Source organism: Shewanella sp. SR44-4, from assembly GCF_014163715.1.
Lineage (GTDB): Bacteria > Pseudomonadota > Gammaproteobacteria > Enterobacterales > Shewanellaceae > Shewanella.
In genome coordinates this window covers 1-16,183 of the sequence record NZ_JACJDU010000068.1, presented here as the reverse complement: position 1 = coordinate 16,183, position 16,183 = coordinate 1, and the positions used below count along the sequence as shown (strand labels likewise).

General features: G+C 39.1%; 12 protein-coding genes. 3 read left to right on the top strand and 9 right to left on the bottom strand.

The window, feature by feature from the left end; all coding sequences use genetic code 11:
* Positions 1 to 121: 121 nt before the first annotated feature.
* Positions 122 to 619 carry a hypothetical protein gene (locus H5125_RS20355; protein WP_182745222.1) on the bottom strand — a complete coding sequence of 166 codons (498 nt, stop codon included), beginning with the start codon at positions 617 to 619 and terminating at the stop codon, positions 122 to 124.
* A gap of 69 nt (positions 620 to 688) precedes the next feature.
* Positions 689 to 913 carry a helix-turn-helix transcriptional regulator gene (locus H5125_RS20350; RefSeq protein WP_182745220.1) on the bottom strand — a complete coding sequence of 75 codons (225 nt, stop codon included), beginning with the start codon at positions 911 to 913 and terminating at the stop codon, positions 689 to 691.
* 121 nt (positions 914 to 1,034) lie between these two features.
* Here H5125_RS20350 and H5125_RS20345 point away from each other — a divergent pair, with 121 nt between their 5' ends.
* The 3 genes from H5125_RS20345 to H5125_RS20335 are packed head-to-tail and all read left to right on the top strand — an operon-like array spanning position 1,035 to position 3,343.
* A complete protein-coding gene (locus H5125_RS20345) occupies positions 1,035 to 1,268 on the top strand; it encodes a hypothetical protein (RefSeq protein WP_182745218.1) in 234 nt (77 codons plus the stop codon).
* Entirely contained in the window at positions 1,261 to 2,484 is a 1,224-nt protein-coding gene (locus H5125_RS20340; RefSeq protein WP_182745224.1) for a site-specific integrase, read from the top strand. The genes H5125_RS20345 and H5125_RS20340 overlap by 8 nt, the downstream gene beginning before the upstream one ends.
* Entirely contained in the window at positions 2,477 to 3,343 is an 867-nt protein-coding gene (locus tag H5125_RS20335; protein WP_182745216.1) for an HDIG domain-containing metalloprotein, read from the top strand. The genes H5125_RS20340 and H5125_RS20335 overlap by 8 nt, the downstream gene beginning before the upstream one ends.
* 429 nt (positions 3,344 to 3,772) lie before the next feature.
* Here the strand turns inward: H5125_RS20335 and H5125_RS20330 are convergent, their stop codons facing one another.
* From H5125_RS20330 to H5125_RS20300, 7 genes are all read right to left on the bottom strand, one after another.
* Positions 3,773 to 5,029 carry a Y-family DNA polymerase gene (locus tag H5125_RS20330; RefSeq protein ID WP_182745214.1) on the bottom strand — a complete coding sequence of 419 codons (1,257 nt, stop codon included), beginning with the start codon at positions 5,027 to 5,029 and terminating at the stop codon, positions 3,773 to 3,775.
* Between the two features lie 12 nt (positions 5,030 to 5,041).
* On the bottom strand, positions 5,042 to 5,449 hold the full coding sequence (locus H5125_RS20325; RefSeq protein ID WP_182745212.1) for a LexA family transcriptional regulator: 408 nt from the start codon (positions 5,447 to 5,449) through the stop codon (positions 5,042 to 5,044).
* A 1,685-nt stretch (positions 5,450 to 7,134) separates the two neighbouring features.
* Positions 7,135 to 10,740 (bottom strand): ATP-binding protein, encoded by a 3,606-nt coding sequence (locus H5125_RS20320; RefSeq protein ID WP_182745210.1) that lies wholly within the window; start codon positions 10,738 to 10,740, stop codon positions 7,135 to 7,137.
* A gap of 490 nt (positions 10,741 to 11,230) precedes the next feature.
* Positions 11,231 to 13,111: a hypothetical protein gene (locus H5125_RS20315; protein WP_182745208.1), complete on the bottom strand. Its 1,881-nt coding sequence runs from the start codon at positions 13,109 to 13,111 to the stop codon at positions 11,231 to 11,233.
* Between the two features lie 11 nt (positions 13,112 to 13,122).
* On the bottom strand, positions 13,123 to 14,001 hold the full coding sequence (locus H5125_RS20310) for a hypothetical protein (protein WP_182745206.1): 879 nt from the start codon (positions 13,999 to 14,001) through the stop codon (positions 13,123 to 13,125).
* A 110-nt stretch (positions 14,002 to 14,111) separates the two neighbouring features.
* Complete coding sequence (locus tag H5125_RS20305; protein ID WP_182745204.1) at positions 14,112 to 15,020, bottom strand: AbiJ-NTD4 domain-containing protein; 909 nt, start codon at positions 15,018 to 15,020, stop codon at positions 14,112 to 14,114.
* 130 nt (positions 15,021 to 15,150) lie between these two features.
* Positions 15,151 to 15,672 (bottom strand): hypothetical protein, encoded by a 522-nt coding sequence (locus tag H5125_RS20300; RefSeq protein WP_182745203.1) that lies wholly within the window; start codon positions 15,670 to 15,672, stop codon positions 15,151 to 15,153.
* Between the last annotated feature and the right edge of the window lie 511 nt (positions 15,673 to 16,183).

Below are 16,183 nucleotides of genomic sequence, written 5' to 3'. Positions count from 1 at the left end.
GAAGTAGCATCTGCCACTGAGTAGTTGTTCTGTATGTTTTCATCACCTGCTCCAAATTTATCATTGAGCAGGTATTTTTAGACAATCAGAACATCGATGCTAGGTGTGGTTCGCTAGACGGTTACGCTTTTGCAGCAATGCCTTTAGAGGCTGATTGAACATAGGCATGCGCAAAATCAAGCGGGATTTCTACTTCAATTACTTCATTTTTAGGAGAGGACTGTAAAAAACGCGTGTTTGATTTTCCCTTACCAATAAGCACAGATAACGTGGTCATTGTTGGCGTACCTGAGGTCAGATTTATTGACAGCGTATCGGCTTCATGACTTAGTTTTGAAATCCATTGATCAGCCACTTTAGATATTGATTGATAATCAATCGGGCTGTCTATATGGGCTTTATATACCTTAATATCTTGGTTGGGGCGATTAGCAATTGCCATGCGTTTTTGCAGAAAGCGCTCAAACTGGTTCCATTTGTCTTCATCTTTATTTGACAAGATAACGATTTTATCAAAAGAAATTGTCGATTTAAGGGCTATTGTACTTATGGCAGCATGTGCTTCGACAAGCATGTTTTCAAGATCTTTAGTACCTAGCCAGGTGAGAAGAGTATGCATCCATGAGTACTCATAAGGTAAAGGAAGTAAACTATATTACATCATATAATCATCTTTACTAACAACAGTTTATTCTTCTATATATTCAATAACATCGTCAACTTTGCAGCCAAAATAAGCACACAATGAATCGATTGCTTTAGTCGTAGTAGAATATTGATAACTTGGGTTCATCATCTTTGATAATGCAGTTCTATTTACCCCAGCAGCGTCTGCAATTTCCTGCAATGTAATTTTTCTTCTTTCCTTAAATTCTTTTTCAGCTATTAACTCTTTGATTTTAAACCTAATCACTGTATTTCATCCTTAAATGAGCAAAAACAACTCAAAATGTTCCTTGTAAGAACATTTGTATAATGTTTTAATGTTCCCATCAAGAACAAATGATTCAAACCAAGAACATAAAGAGGCTTTTATGAAGCAAACATTACTTAATGCGAAAGAACTTTCTCAAAGAATAAAGTTTAGTGCGGCATATATCAACCATACGTTGAAAGATAATGTGTTCTTTGAGGGCGTCCATTACATCAAGCCATTTGGTGGCCGAAAGATTTTCTACATCTGGGAAGAAGTTGAGCGTGAGTTATTTAAAAAACAACAACGTCGGTTAGTTGTTCCTATGGCTCGTGGAGGTGTTTGTCATGGGTAATATTAGGGCTAGAGATGGTAAGTTGTTTTTTGATTTTACCTACCAAGGGATAAGATGCAGAGAACAAACGGTATTAATTGATAATCGCATAAACCGTTCTAAATTGAACAGCATTATGAACACTATAGAAGCTGAAATCCGCCTTAATCGCTTTGTGTTCAAATCGTATTTTCCATCAAGTACACGATGCCAACTATTTTCAGAGATTGATCTTAAAGTACAACATCATTTGGCTGAAAATGTTGAACCATTATCCACACAAATCATGTCAAATATTCCAACTTTTGAAGAGTTTATTGGTGAATGGGTTGCTGAAAATAAGATCCAGTGGAAAAAAAGCCATTACAAGAATGTGCAGATGATTATTGAAAGTTATTTACTACCTGTTTTCGGTCCTATCAGACTTAACGAAATAACAAGACCTAGTTTGATAAAATTCAGAGCATCTATCTCGGAATCGCGGAGATCTGGAGTAAAAGGAGCTTTAAGTAATGATTGGATCAATCATGTTATGACGCCTTTGCGTGGCATTTTAAATGAAGCAGCTATGCGCTTTGACTTCCCTACTCCGTTTATCAATATCAAACCGTTAAAAATTGATAAGACGGCTATTGAACCATTTTCACTGGCTGAAGTGCAGTTTTTCTTGTCTAGAGTACGTGATGACTTTAAAGACTATTACATTGTGAGATTTTTTACCGCAATGAGAACGGCTGAAATCGATGGACTTAAATGGCAATTTGTTAATTTGGACCGAAATGAAATTTTGATCCAAGAAACGCTGGTTGACGGAAATGTTGAAACACCTAAAACATCGGCGTCTTATCGCAGTATTCAATTGTCTCAACCCGTTGTGGATGCACTTAAAAGACAGCGGAAAGTCACTGGCAATAAGGATTATGTATTTTGTAATGCCAATGGCAACCCTCTTGATCATCGCAACGTAACAAAACGTGTTTGGTATCCTGCATTGAATGAAATGCGCTTAAAAAAACGGCGCCCATACCAAACTAGGCATACATGCGCGACCTTATGGTTAGCCGCAGGAGAAAACCCTGAATGGATTGCAAAACAAATGGGGCATAGCACGACCAAAATGTTATTTGAAGTCTATAGCCGCTATGTACCCAACGCCACAAGACAAGATGGAAGTGCGTTTGATCGTCTTATTGAACAAGTTAATTTTAATACCATGTTGGAGAATGTTAATGAATAAACCAATATTTGTCTGGGTTAAAAATATTAAGTTTGGTGCACATCTGCCTACTGCAAACTGTGAATTTATTTCATCCAATAACGTGGTTAACGCAATTATGACAGCAGAAACCGCCAGGAACTGTCAGTTTACTCATGGTCTGGCACAAATGGTAATAGCACACGACTATCAAGGTAATACTGTGGTTTGTGCTATCAAACCTGTGCACATTCAATGCACTGAAGGGCAATTTATCAAAATGGTGAATTTTTCTCACAATAAGAATGAGGGGCTGGTTGGTCGATTTTTGAAACTGCTCAGTTTTGTGTCGGTTAAGGAGCTACTGCCTTTCGTCGTTTTTATCCTAAATAATGAAGAAGTACTTAGGCTATTCATGCGCTCTGAAGCCAGTTTTAAGCATCATCATTGCTATCTTGGTGGCCTATTTGAGCATAGTATTGAGGTTGCTGAAATGACTTATCAAAATGCTAAACATCTAGGTCATTCAGACATAGAGTGCCAAACAGGCCTAGTTGCGGCGTTATTTCATGATATTGGTAAAATCTACCCTGCACTCAACATGAACAATGAAAAATATTGTTCAGGCCCCCATGAGAGCTATACATTTGCCTTACTAGCTAAACCACTAGGGGAATTAGGGAGTCGTAACAGCCGAATATTTTCGATGTTAACCGAGCTTTTAGCCGGGAAACCATACGGACACAAGACTCGCTACCCAATTGAACATGTATTAAAACAGGCGGATAGAAGCTCTGCTGAATCTAACTATGCCAAAATTCAATTTGATGCTCTACCGTCACATTATTACTTTACTAAAGTAAATGGCAACGTGATGTATAGACTCAATACCGCTAGCTAAATCAAGGAACTTAATGAGTGGATTGAAAATAACGAGCATTCCGCTGTGACATTGATAAATTTGTGAGCTTTACATCAAGCCACTATTAGCTAGTAGACTACACAGCGAACGCTTATATGATGACTTAAAGCTTATTTTATGGAGTTTTCTATTTTATTTTCGGCTTGTCTGGCCTTAAAGGAATTAAACGTGACGATATGATAAAGGCCTAGAGCAAAACCACCAATGATGACAATGCCTATTGAAATCAGGGCGAGATCGTAACTCAACAATTCTGACATCATCATTTACCTCATTGACATGGATGGGCCCATTAAGCTTCTAACGATAGGACTAAACATTCAGCACCTATTTGATAACATGTCACAAGCTTATGGTAAATTCAACCAGGTCTTACATATTTAATTTGATGTATTGTTCTGTGGTTATCTAGCACTTTATCGCAGGTAAACTTTTCCAATTTGTCGTGTACTGTGGTGTGAGTAAATCACGTCGCATCGACCATTTTTGTTCTATCCCTTGAGCGGCTAAAAATAAGGTATCCGTACCATAACGCTGGTTAATGCCGTCTAGGGTTTGCATCAATACTGGATTGGCTTTAGATGAATTAAACATGTCGAGTTGAGTGTTTTTTTGAGCGCTTAAATCAAGCAGCCCTATTCCCATTCGGTAATATCTCACTCCTGGCCTAAAAAGTCTTGGTGCCGCCATGCTCATTGCCTGGGTTAACTCTTTTGTACAATTTGTTGGGCAAGGAAAAGACACCAACACTTTAAAGTTTGCAGGATGCTCATCATAGGGTGAATTACTCGCAAACATCATCATGGTTTTACAGTGTGATCCTTGTCGTCTGGCTTTTGCAGCAGCAATACCAATATGTTTACTCAATGCTTGCAACAAAGAATCGTAATCAATAATTCGCTCACCAACGCTACGAGTAGAGAATATTTGCAGTTTATCTGCTCTTGCCTCATCCCATTGTTTACAAGCCAGTCCATTTAATTCACGTACAGTTCGCTCTATTTCAATACTAAATTGTTTGCGGGCTAACCCTGGAGTAATATTGGCAAGCTCTAATGCGTTTTTTATATCCATCAATGCTAATTTTTGACTAATACGACGACCAATGCCCCATACATCATTGACATTCATGGCACGTAAAATAGCCAATCGCTCATCTTCATTGTCAATGACACATACACCTTGATAGCCAGGTAATTTTTTGGCTGCGTGATTAGCTGCTTTTGCCAACGTTAAAGTTGGCCCCATCCCCACACACACGGGTAATCGAGTTTCTTTCCAAACAGCGCGCCTAATGAGCTGACCTTGACTTCGCAAGCATTTAATTGCTGGATAGCATTTTTTAAATGACAGAAAGCTTTCATCAATGGAATAAATATGTTGCTCTGGCGCAAAACGGCCAATAATATTCATCATTTTCAAGGATAAATCAGCATAGAGTTCATAGTTGCTTGAGCAAGCAATCACTCCTAAGCGCTGACACATGTCTTTCACTTTGAAGTAAGGAGAAAACTTAGGTATGCCAAGATCTTTCGCTTGCCGATTTGCAGCAACAATACAACCATCATTGTTACTTAATACAATGATGGGTTTACCACGCCAATCAGGCCTAAAGACTTGCTCTGCACTGCAATAAAATGAGTTCGCATCCACCAACGCAAACATGTTTCCTCCTCCTTACTTACCAGCCAGTAACGGGCTTTGCCGATGGCACCGTATAGAGCGAATAACCACGCCTTCAATACTGAAAGAGTCATAATCATTGATGGGTTGAGGTTGATGATTTTCATTGGATGACAGTAGCTGTCTGCGAGGTTTATCAAGGATTTTGCATACAAACTCACCATTGAAATTAGCCACTATAACATCACCATCTCGAACCGTTTCATGCCTGTCCACTATCAATAAATCACCATAGAAAATTCCCACACCTTGCATCGAATCACCAGTGGCCACACCAATGAATGTGGCACTAGGATGCTCTATAAGTAGCTCATCAAGACTTAATGCTAACTGTAAATATTCTGAAGCTGGAGATTCAAACCCAGTAATACCAGCACTTGCATGAATAGGGATAATGCGCATATTTATAACCACTGTACATTTGTACAGTTATTTTATGCGATCTAATTTTTATTGCTAGATCTTTAATGTTTTTTTCGCAGAAGGAATCTCTTCAAAAATAAGACCAGCATACGCCAGTCAGAATATCTATCTGATTATATTATTAAAGTTTCTATGATGTTGGTAATGTGTTCGTTTAGCTTGGAAAATTAAGAAGAGGTTATTGCTTTTGTTGTAACGTCTCAAAAATATTAGTGGTGTGCTCGTACCTACATGAAAAACACTAGGAAAGCATCTTCTCAACTAGCAATTCCTCTCCTGGTACGAGGTAATTCAATATTTCCATGCTCAACCTAAGTAAACTAACTTAACAGTTCAACCCCAGTATTTTTATTGAATTTGCTGTAAGGATTACTTAAGCCATCACAGAATTAGGCGACAACAGCATCAGCTTTGGCAATATTGTCAGCGTGATTTATTTTACAAAAGCTTGCAAGTTATGGATGTCTTTACCAGTTGTGGAAGTGACCAGCTCGTGCCAAGCTTTATAGTATTGACGAAACAACAAAGGTAAATGGCTTAACGTCATTTGAATTAATCATGGCTTGCCTTGATGAACTCTGCACCAGCACCGGATATTGACAGCCTGTTACCTTGGAATGTTAAAAATAGCTGCAGTTGACTAGATGTTTACAACAGAGCCAATAAAATTAATGGCTCTTGACGCTCTTCTGGATCTGAAATAGAAAAGCTCCTCAAAGGAGGAGCTTTATTATCGTGAGATTTACTTGTAGTACTGATAGCGTCGTTTGGAATTATGCTTCCAACTTTTTGCTAGGTCATACACGTACGCTGGGTAGTCATCCCAAGGGTTAGCCAACGATCTTCCTCGTGCTGCTCGTAACTTGATCGGGTAGCCTCTGCACTCAATCATATGAAGGAAGTAATAACCCTTTTCTTGTTTTGTTGAAAAGTGCTTGTGGGCTGCACTGCGTACGCTTGGATAATACCCCCAAAAATATTGACACTGGCTTTTAATACGTTTTCGGTACTGATGTTTTAGTTTTTTCATTTACCCTCCAGGTTTACATTACCTAGAAGGGATCCTCTGCATAGTAGTTCATTTATCCACCTTATATGTGCTGTCTAACTTAGTCATACATATCAACAGTATGATCATATGAGTGATATTTGTAAAATCATCTTTATTGTTATTTCCTGGTGATAAGTTTACTCAGTCAACTTATCACCAGGAAGAATGTTAAAGCAATACGATATTGAGTTCAGGCGCCAAACCATGAGCGGATAGATGATGGCAGACTAAGCATCGATAATAATAGAGCTAACCGTGAGCCCAGAAAAAGATTTTATACTCCTTTAATCGAATCTCTAGAGGAATTAGGCCTGAATGTTAATTCCCCCGAAAAACAAAGGCATTCAACAGTCTAGTTTTGTAGCTACCTAGGAGCTCAAACGTGCTCGCAATGATCGTGCTGGCACGTCTCTGGACATTTCCGAGTTAGATTTTTAACTCTAATCCATGAGTTTCGGATTAATATTTTTATGAGTTAACATCGCCGCCTTTAAAGGCTCTTATTCCTTTGCTCATAATTTATGGCATTTAATGCTTGTACATGGGCAAGCGAAGCTAGTCTATATTGAACAGCCACGATACTTATGCGGCTGATTATATTGTTTATTTTTTATTACCTTCTATAGAGGTTCACTTTTATTTCGTTATTGTACAAACTAACAGTTGATGACGAAATAATGCTTTTTGAATCAAGCCATTTGACCAAATACTGATTTTCGGGAGTGTTTTTCAATCTCGGCGAATTGTACCCTGTTTTTATTTCTGAAAATGGTTTAGGTAGATTGCTCAAAACAAGGCGAACTTCGTCATTTGTCATAAGAGAATGGTATTTGTTGAAGAGTGAGATTTGCGTCGCTATGGGCGAAGAATGTTTTATCAGAGATTGCGCAATACTCCGACTAATACTGGATATATTGGCGTCAGTGTTGATAATAATTGGGCCGATAATAGCTGACCGCTTAGGAAGATCCACAAGCAATTCTAGGTCCATCAATTCAATTATCCCAAGCTTGGCTGTATTATCAATTTCAGCTCGAAGAAGCTCCTCTAGAAAGTCATCGTCGAGTGCAAAGCTGTCAGAGTCCGCAAGATATGAATCGATGTTGACCGCGACGAATAAAACCTGCAAATCACAGTGATCAGCGAATGCATCGAGACTTTCCTTAGTGAATGTGATTTTTCCTTCATTAATCAGGATTTGAAGCTTGTTTGGTTCGATTTCTTTTGGTGGGTTCTTGAACGAATTCGGCAGGGCGTGAGCATATTCTCTATAGGCTGCATCAGACAGCGAGCCCGCACTGAGGAGGAACTGACGCAGCTTCAGCGAAGCAGAATCACTAGGCATAGAGTGTTCCAAGATAACTTCACGAACAACATCTCGATCAAGATATCCAATCAGGCTATCTGCCTCGAACACGTTATCTTCCATGAAAGCAAGACAGTTTGCCCAAGTTGGTTCAATCTTACCTAACTGGAACAGCATCGGGTGCAATTTCTCAGGCACACCCTCTAGACTTGGCAACAGTATCATCTGCCGTTCAAGGAACTCCCGAAGATCATCTTGCTCAAGCGTATCTTGGCAAACAACAGCTAAAATAGCGGGGATATCTTCCTCAGAATTTCCTTCAAGCTCTAAAAGGATCTCACACAGGTAGCGCTCGAAATCGCGTTCTACCCTCTCCAATAAGGCAAGATTATTCATCGATAGTATAGTCGTGTAGTTCCTCGTCCGTAGTGGTTCGAGATCGTTCTCTCCTAAAATCATTTGGTAAACGTATTCCAAGTTTGCGATCGTAAGTGCGAAAAGTCCCTTCTCGAACATGAAACGTACAATTTCAGTGTGTTCTTTGATTGCAGCCAGATCTTTGACTTCAAAGTCTAGGCATGCAAGGCGTTCCGATGCTAGTTCAGGTAAACTAACCAGAATCTCTGGAAGGTTCGCCGAAACAAATTCTGGTAGCTCGTCAAAATCCCTTGCGAACATTTTGAGCGATTTTTCAGGCAGGCTTGCGACCAATTGAGTGACGTGGGAGATATTGTTAGGGCTGGTTACAACTGCAGGGATAAGTTCATCCCATGCATTGGCTAGTCCTGAAAGAAGTCCGGCAACATTGCTGCCACTGGTGTAATAGGCATCGAAAAATCCCTCGCAGCTTTCAAATTCGGATGAGATATACTCGAAAAGCTTCTTCGTTTGGTCAAGGTAACGGCTTTGGTCCCTCAGAAGGTTATCGACAAGCTTGATGTTCAAGACATAGCTTTGTCGGAAGTCCTCATCTCGCATAGCAGCAACAACTTCTTGTGGATTATCGATCGGGAAACCTGGATCTGGTGTGACAAATGCCCGTATCTGGATCAGAAATTTATTGTCATTTGGCGACAAACGGCCCGAGTGAAAAAGTGAGGTGTATTGATAGTAAGTATCATCAATATGGCCTTCTAGGAGCAGAAAACGGGCAAGTTCTCCGTTTTCCCCGAAGGTTTCGAAATGATCTTGCAGGCCATTGGGGGCCAAACGCAACAGCTCGTTGAGCTTAGTCGTGCGTAGCGTTGCAATCTTTAACTTGAGCTCACTTATTCTACGCAAGCTTTTGTTCTTATTATCAGCCGCCTTATTTTCTATCTCCACTTTGCGTTGCAGGTAAGATCTCTGCGTATCTACTTCTCTTTGTAATTTAGAAGCATCGATATGTCCTTGGTTACCATAGTTGTTGTAGTAGAACAGACGTGAAGTCTCAATCAGTTTCTCGAATGCATCGTGGCTGGCCAGTTGAGGAAGTGAACACAATGTCTGCTGATCATGACTAACGTTGTAAGTATTCGCAGGAAGCTTCTCAACCAGAGCCATAGCGTAGATTTGCCGCAACTCTCTAAGGTCCGAAGGAGTCTGCCGTTCCGCGATTTCAAGACGCTCTTCAAGCCCCAGGATCTCGGCCCTATTCGTCGCCTCACCATGCCTAATGAGTTCGTCTTTGAGGTTCAATATTTTGGCGAGATTACCCGCGCCGCAGTGCAGTTGCTCAAAGTCACTTGGATAAACGTTTTTATAGATCAGGATCGCAAGAAGCTTGTTGGCATCAAGTAGACTCTCTCCAGTTATTTCCAATTGAGCCGCATAAATAGCGTATTCATTAAAGATGTTTCGAATCAATCTCAGGTCGTTCAGGTAACGTGAGACCTCTCTCAGAAACTGCCGTTCAAGGTATCCATCGAGCTCAAGTCTACTTCCCTGCTCCAATACCATGTCGATCGAATTCGATGTGTTGATGATAGGTATGACGGGAATAATGAATTCAAAGAACTTGGTTCGCTCGGTGTTGACAAACATATCGTCACGCATGGCGTAGAGGAACCTGATAGTACGTTTCACACCTGCGTTCTCGTTCACGAGACTATTAATTTCGCGGAGTGAGACGAAAATATCCGCATTATTAAATCGGTCTAAATCCTCAATGATTACAAGATCGTATTTGGTTGATTGGAAGAAGTAAACTATTTCGTCTAGATGGCGGTTTAATATGGACGCCTGATCATCAGATGCAGGTTTAATCTCAACGTCCTTCAACGAAATGCTTTTGAGTGACAGACCGAAACTCGCCACATAAAAGTGATGCAGGACTGTCCAGAGGAATACTGCTGCGAAAAAGAAAACTACTATATTGAACCAATTGCTGAGTTCAAACGGAACCAAAAATTCACCTTTGATTATATCTTCTCGTAAATGTAATACATACCAAAGCGCAATAGCACCAAACATGATGTAGAGAGATTTAAGAAACGACCAAACTCCTGGTGACTGAATTCTTTTGAAGCGCGAAAGAGGAAGTTTGTTTGCGTCAGCACCGTACAATATTTGCTGTAGGATGCTTCTTTCAATCTCTTGGCGACTCACCTTATTCTCCCCTACATCACCCTCGGGAATGAAGGAGGCTAGAGAGATTTGAAGCGCAGGTCGTCTATACTTCTTCAAGAAGGATTGGATGATGCTGCTCTTTCCCGAACCATAGGGACCAGTTAGAGCAATGTTGAATACCTTGGTATTATTCGTAGCAAACAAAATCGCTTTGGTATATATACCTTCCTTGTCAGCCTCATCAGTTGGTGCGAGATCCACGAATTTAGATTGTTCTATATCCGAATGGTTAGACCTTTCAAGCCATGAAACAATATTATTGAGCAAACTTAAAAGCAAATATCTAAAGGACGTGATTTTTTTCATAAGAGATTGAACTATCTAAACCTAAAAGCGACTTTTATTCTAAGGACACTTTGTAATATTCCTGCATCCAGGTCAATAGTTAAACAACTGAATCAATTTTAGTTTCTTATTTTTGTGGAACATAACTAAAAGTAGGCCAACCGACAAACGTATGGGCTGATATTATGTTGCTCGAAACAAACTTCGGGCATAAACGAGTCTGCTGCATTTTACTGTCACGTACCTGGACAAAAATGCGTTAGATGATAAGCTCTGAAAATGATTATTGGCATTAGGGAAAGTATGGCAAGCAGATATGCAATAACGCCGCATTAAGTGGTTAGTAATGCCTCCACCCAGCCTAAAACCTTGGCTCCGTACACACTGAACTCAACCCGAACTTCTTTACAAGATTTATATAATCTGTCAAATTTACCTCCATAAACATAACGCTCGGCTCAACTGCCGGAAGTCAGGTTGCAGCCGTTTGTCAGCTGATCTCTCTATTATCTTACTTGAATTCGCGTTTTAATTTAGCGACCCTGTTTACTTGAGTAAGTACGCTTATGTTTCTATTTTTACCACTCTCTTTGCTGGTCTTATCTTCTATGAATTCGGATACGTTTTGTATTGCTGGGAATTTATCCATTGCCATTTTAGTACCTCCTTTTACCAACTTCTTAGCAGTTGTCCAAAATGGAATAAACAAGCCTAAGGTATCTTCTCCTAAATCCAACGCATGTTTAGAAACATTTTTATTTCTAAGAGCTTTGTCTACCTCAACATTATACTCAGAGATACGCTGACTCCTTCCTTCCCTGTTAAGTAAATTCAATTCTGAAAATAATGAGTTCATACCATTACGAACAACGCTACTAGAAATTTCTTCCTCAAATTCTAGAACAGGGATGTAATCGTTAATATCAAAAGCTGAGATTAGTCCTAAGCTGGGATTCTGAGCTGATTTTATATTCTCAACATCAACTAGATTAGAAATATTGTGACAGCTTGAGTTTTTAAAGAAGTTAAGCATCTTTCCCATCATGAGAGCATAAGGGTGGTCTGAGTATTTCCCACCATCAACGAAAAAAGGGAAATATGTAGCATCCAATGCATGTGAAAGATGAATTTGGTCACTATTAACAATAAATTCAAATTTAATTTTTTCTTTATTTTCTGCCGGTAGCGAATCGATTATAGGGTTATTAATTCCATATCTAGATATCCCCATAGGCCCAGCTTGATTTAATGAATCAAGGCTTCTTCTTAGAGCCTGCTTAGGCCAAAGTAAGAAATTGCTAACAGTACCAATATCTTTGCCTGTTAGCTTAGAAACCTCTTGTACTAATGGGTAAATGTATTTATCTAGATCAGGATCACTCAAAGCGTACGACTGATTCATTTCAACCAAATCAATTGCACATAAAGCTGATAATGCTCGCCTGCTTACAACAGCTGATGGGTTTTCTTGGAAGGCTTCATTTATAAAGCCGTAGTCTAGTCTGCTCTCAGGTTGCATATTTAATATTTTTAGCCTTCCTCGCTTAACCAAGCGTAGTATTTCATCTTTTGATATTTTTTGGTTTACAAGGAAGTTTGACATTTTGTGGGCTAATGGAAGAACACAGTAAACTACATCATATAGGAGTAGGTGGTTTCTCAAATTTGCATTCTGGAATTTTGAAAAATTAACAAGGCATGCTGATTTACTAGGATCAAAGAAATAAAGATCAGATTTTTGATATGAGCCATTATAAATATTTTCAATATTCTCATACCATAAAGCTTCATCTCTCTCGATAAAAGCGCAGTTCAATTCACTTTTGGTCTGAGATGGTGCAATATTAAACACTTCGTCACTAGTTTTAAAATTCGAGGTTAGCTCTCCTCCGATTCTAACTTTATAAGAATACGGGCCTTTTAGAGCCGCCGCGGTCTCTTCAACACCCACGACTACATCTGATTCATATCTCCCTGCAAGCTCTACAATTATAAGTCGATTATCATGATCTTCTTCAATTTTACTCACTTTGACATTAGGATGAATTGAAAGAATGTGACTGTATATTTGGGTATTAGTTAATGGGTAGCCTTCAAATTTCGATGGTATTTTATCATCCGTAATTTTTTCAATTTCAATCTTATAAGTTTCCGGAATATTCATTACTAGCTTGATTGGAGCCGTTACGAATTTTACTTCTCTATTAAAAGCATCACTAATTACGTCAAATTCATCAACAGAATCAACTAAATACAACTGATATTCATAATCATCAAGCTTGAATAACCTAGTATTTAGATGAGGAAATCGTGACCGGAAATGTAAATCAATCCTTCGACACCATCCATCATAGTTATGTATCAAATTGGTCACTCCATTAACTTTAGACACTTTAATTCCTTTTATTTAGGTATCTTATTGATATTTTCTGAGATTTCCATAATTACAGCTTTTAAAACTTGGAGGCAAATTTTAGCTGTATGCTCTCTGGGTGTAAAACCTGACGACATTTGTTGATATGGATGTATATAGTTTCGAAAATCCCTCAACGTATGCGAAAATTTATATGTATCCAGTTGAATCAAATCTAAATCTTTTGCAACATCAATAAACGCTGCCAGTGTCCAATCATGAAACTGTTGTACTTTTCCATCACGGTTTTTTGGCGATGATTTAACGGTATTAAATGCCCTAGGGTTACTTGATGCAAGTCCAAGAAATATCCCCTCTAACGAGCTACCTGCAAGTAAAATAGTCGAAAGGTATGCCCCAGAATTGTAAGTTTTCTCTATTTCATCTAATCGGTTGTTTAACGTGTCTGTGATATTAGGATCCAAACCTAAGTCAGAGATTGAGAAGCCACTAAACTCTCGGCTCAAGAAATCAGACTCAGACAGGCTAGGCACATTCGTTTCGTTTTCATGTAATTCTACTTTGTGGAGCTTCTTGAAGGTAATTTCAGCTTCATTTCTGACCACTTGCCATTTGTCGAAAGCAAGATACTGATTGAAGTCAGCTAAATAACCATCTAGTTCTCCAAGACGTCCGATAAAGTTAACTGGATTAAATGCATTTTTAATACAAGTATCTAGTTTGGGGGTACCATTGATAGTCTCTAAGCAATCATCGGTATACTTCCAACGAGAAGGGAAACCTTGCCCATAAGAATGGTTAAAACCTAATACGTTAAAAAACTTAACCAAGTTTGGACCGGAACGATACTCAGTCTCTTCATTGATAAGATCTCGAAGTCTTTCGCTTGTTTTACTACAAATGATCATACAATTTCCTCTAGTGCATGACGCCGAGTTAAAGTGTGAACAACGCTTATCAACTAGCCTGGCCTTTATAACTTAGACACAAACGTTGAGAATCGCTCTAACCAACTTAGTTAACTTAATTTTTTCGCCAATAAGCACAAAAAGCTTGCTAGGCGATGAAAAAAGTATTCAATGTGGTCACTATCATTTAACTTAATCTGAGTAACCTCTGAGTGACGAATAAAAAACGAGTTACCAATTGTCGTCAGAGCTGTAGCCTCAGATTCTAGTTGAGCTCTGAATTCTCTATCTGATGCACAGGCATCTAGCAGTTGTGTCATTGATTGTTTTTTACTTTGACTAGGGTTGAATACTGTTTTTATACGTTCGAATCCGTCCCAAAGCTCTTTCAATGCTTCATAACGCACTTGGACGTCCGCGTTACATATTTTCTTATTTGCTCTTGCAATCAGATCATTAAGTTCCTGATCAAGCGTCTTGCTTACTTGTCCAGTAACTGAAGTTAGTGATGGATTGAGTACTCTTGTGATTTGACCATTACTGTGTAATTGATAAGCCAAACCATTTCTAGAGAATATAGTGTCAATTTTATCTAAAAATTCCGCTTGCCCGATCGATCGGTCAAATGATGTTATGTGGTGATGCCCAAAGAATGAATGAAACTGTCCCATCGTAGGCTTAGATACATTCACATAGCAAAACTGAACTAAATCTAGTACGTCTAAATAGTCAGGATTAAAAGGGACTTTTTTAGACATCCAATCATCAGAGTCTTCTTTTTCTGTAATAAATGGATATTCAATTCCCAATATTTCTGCTTTTAAAGCTAACGAGAACCCTTTTTCATCGGTACCACAACACCCTTGCCCGTCAGGACAAAGATCTGGAAAGTTTTCTCCGAAATATCCTATATCGATTAACGTTTGAATATACGCAGTCAATCCACACCAAACATTATAAGGAATTTCATTCTTTGCTCGAGGTAAAGCACCTCTTTCAGAATCACTAAAGTACTTCATAATATCCTAAATAAAGTTAACGACCCATTATGGTGTTGAACAACGCTGCCACGACATCTACACACTGTTAACAAAAATCAGCATGGCGACAAAATCCCAAACCTTGCGAGTCACTCTTAAACGTTTTATGTTAAGTATGTTCCTGAGTATAAATGACTAAATGGTCACGCCATTGTTCCAATATCGGTATAGCTGATGATAAACAAAATGTTTTTTCAGCGACCAAAAATGCTAATACGTTGGATAAAGGGTAATTGATGGGATCAACAATATTACAAATACTAAAGTATGTTTTATTGCCGATACCACTTTCTCCGTACCATTCCCATTCTGACTCATGTTTCCACCAGTTTGCAGCGGAGTTGATTACTGATATATGAGTAACCCCTTGAGATGTCACGGAGCCAAGATTTAAAGCTTCAGACTTCCGAACGGTGCTGTACTGCATCGTGTCGGCAATATATTGTTGCATAGCGACAAAACCAACACCGATAAAGTATTCAGCTCGGTCGAAAATACCACTACTATCTGCATCCAGCTGAGCGTTAGCTTGATCTATCAAATACTCTAATTTTGAGTCCAATAGTATCAATAAATCACTTAACTCATCGATTTTCAGATCAATAATTTCATCTTTTGATAACAGCAACATACGAATACATAACTCATAAACACATAACGTTTTTTATGATGTCATCATGCGGTTTTTCTTTCCCAATATCAAAGTAAACCGCACTCCATTTCAAATTACTTTTTGTATGGACAACTCAGATTAACAGCTTATGAACCAGCTTTTACTCTAAATGATAATGGGGCGTGCGACGTGAGGTCGTATGAAGCGCTGTTCACCGCTTTTGAGTGAACCATCTGTATCACCAGATGAACCTAGGGCTCTGAATAAAGTAGCGAGCCTGACAATGTAACGAAGATTGGTCATGGACTAATTGGGATCTAAATCGTGAGAGGACGATCCTCCTGATAACCACAAATTGGGTGAGTGCTAGGTAGTCAGTATGATGAACATAAGTGAATCCGCGCAAGGTGCGTTATGTGATGAAACAGCGGAAGTGGTTAATACGCTGTAGCCAAAAGGCATGAGAGTTGGAAAGAGATTGCCCCATGCTCTTTCGTGATCAATACGCTCTCCGCACTATAGCGGGCAT

Excerpts from the sequence above, each read along its gene's own strand:
- H5125_RS20355 (WP_182745222.1), bottom strand. The coding sequence starts at position 619 with ATGCATACTCTTCTCACCTGGCTAGGTACTAAAGATCTTGAAAACATG.
- H5125_RS20345 (WP_182745218.1), top strand. The coding sequence starts at position 1,035 with ATGAAGCAAACATTACTTAATGCGAAAGAACTTTCTCAAAGAATAAAG.
- H5125_RS20340 (WP_182745224.1), top strand. The coding sequence starts at position 1,261 with ATGGGTAATATTAGGGCTAGAGATGGTAAGTTGTTTTTTGATTTTACC.
- H5125_RS20335 (WP_182745216.1), top strand. The coding sequence starts at position 2,477 with ATGAATAAACCAATATTTGTCTGGGTTAAAAATATTAAGTTTGGTGCA.
- H5125_RS20330 (WP_182745214.1), bottom strand. The coding sequence starts at position 5,029 with ATGTTTGCGTTGGTGGATGCGAACTCATTTTATTGCAGTGCAGAGCAA.
- H5125_RS20325 (WP_182745212.1), bottom strand. The coding sequence starts at position 5,449 with ATGCGCATTATCCCTATTCATGCAAGTGCTGGTATTACTGGGTTTGAA.
- H5125_RS20320 (WP_182745210.1), bottom strand. The coding sequence starts at position 10,740 with ATGAAAAAAATCACGTCCTTTAGATATTTGCTTTTAAGTTTGCTCAAT.
- H5125_RS20310 (WP_182745206.1), bottom strand. The coding sequence starts at position 14,001 with ATGATCATTTGTAGTAAAACAAGCGAAAGACTTCGAGATCTTATCAAT.
- H5125_RS20305 (WP_182745204.1), bottom strand. The coding sequence starts at position 15,020 with ATGAAGTACTTTAGTGATTCTGAAAGAGGTGCTTTACCTCGAGCAAAG.
- H5125_RS20300 (WP_182745203.1), bottom strand. The coding sequence starts at position 15,672 with ATGTTGCTGTTATCAAAAGATGAAATTATTGATCTGAAAATCGATGAG.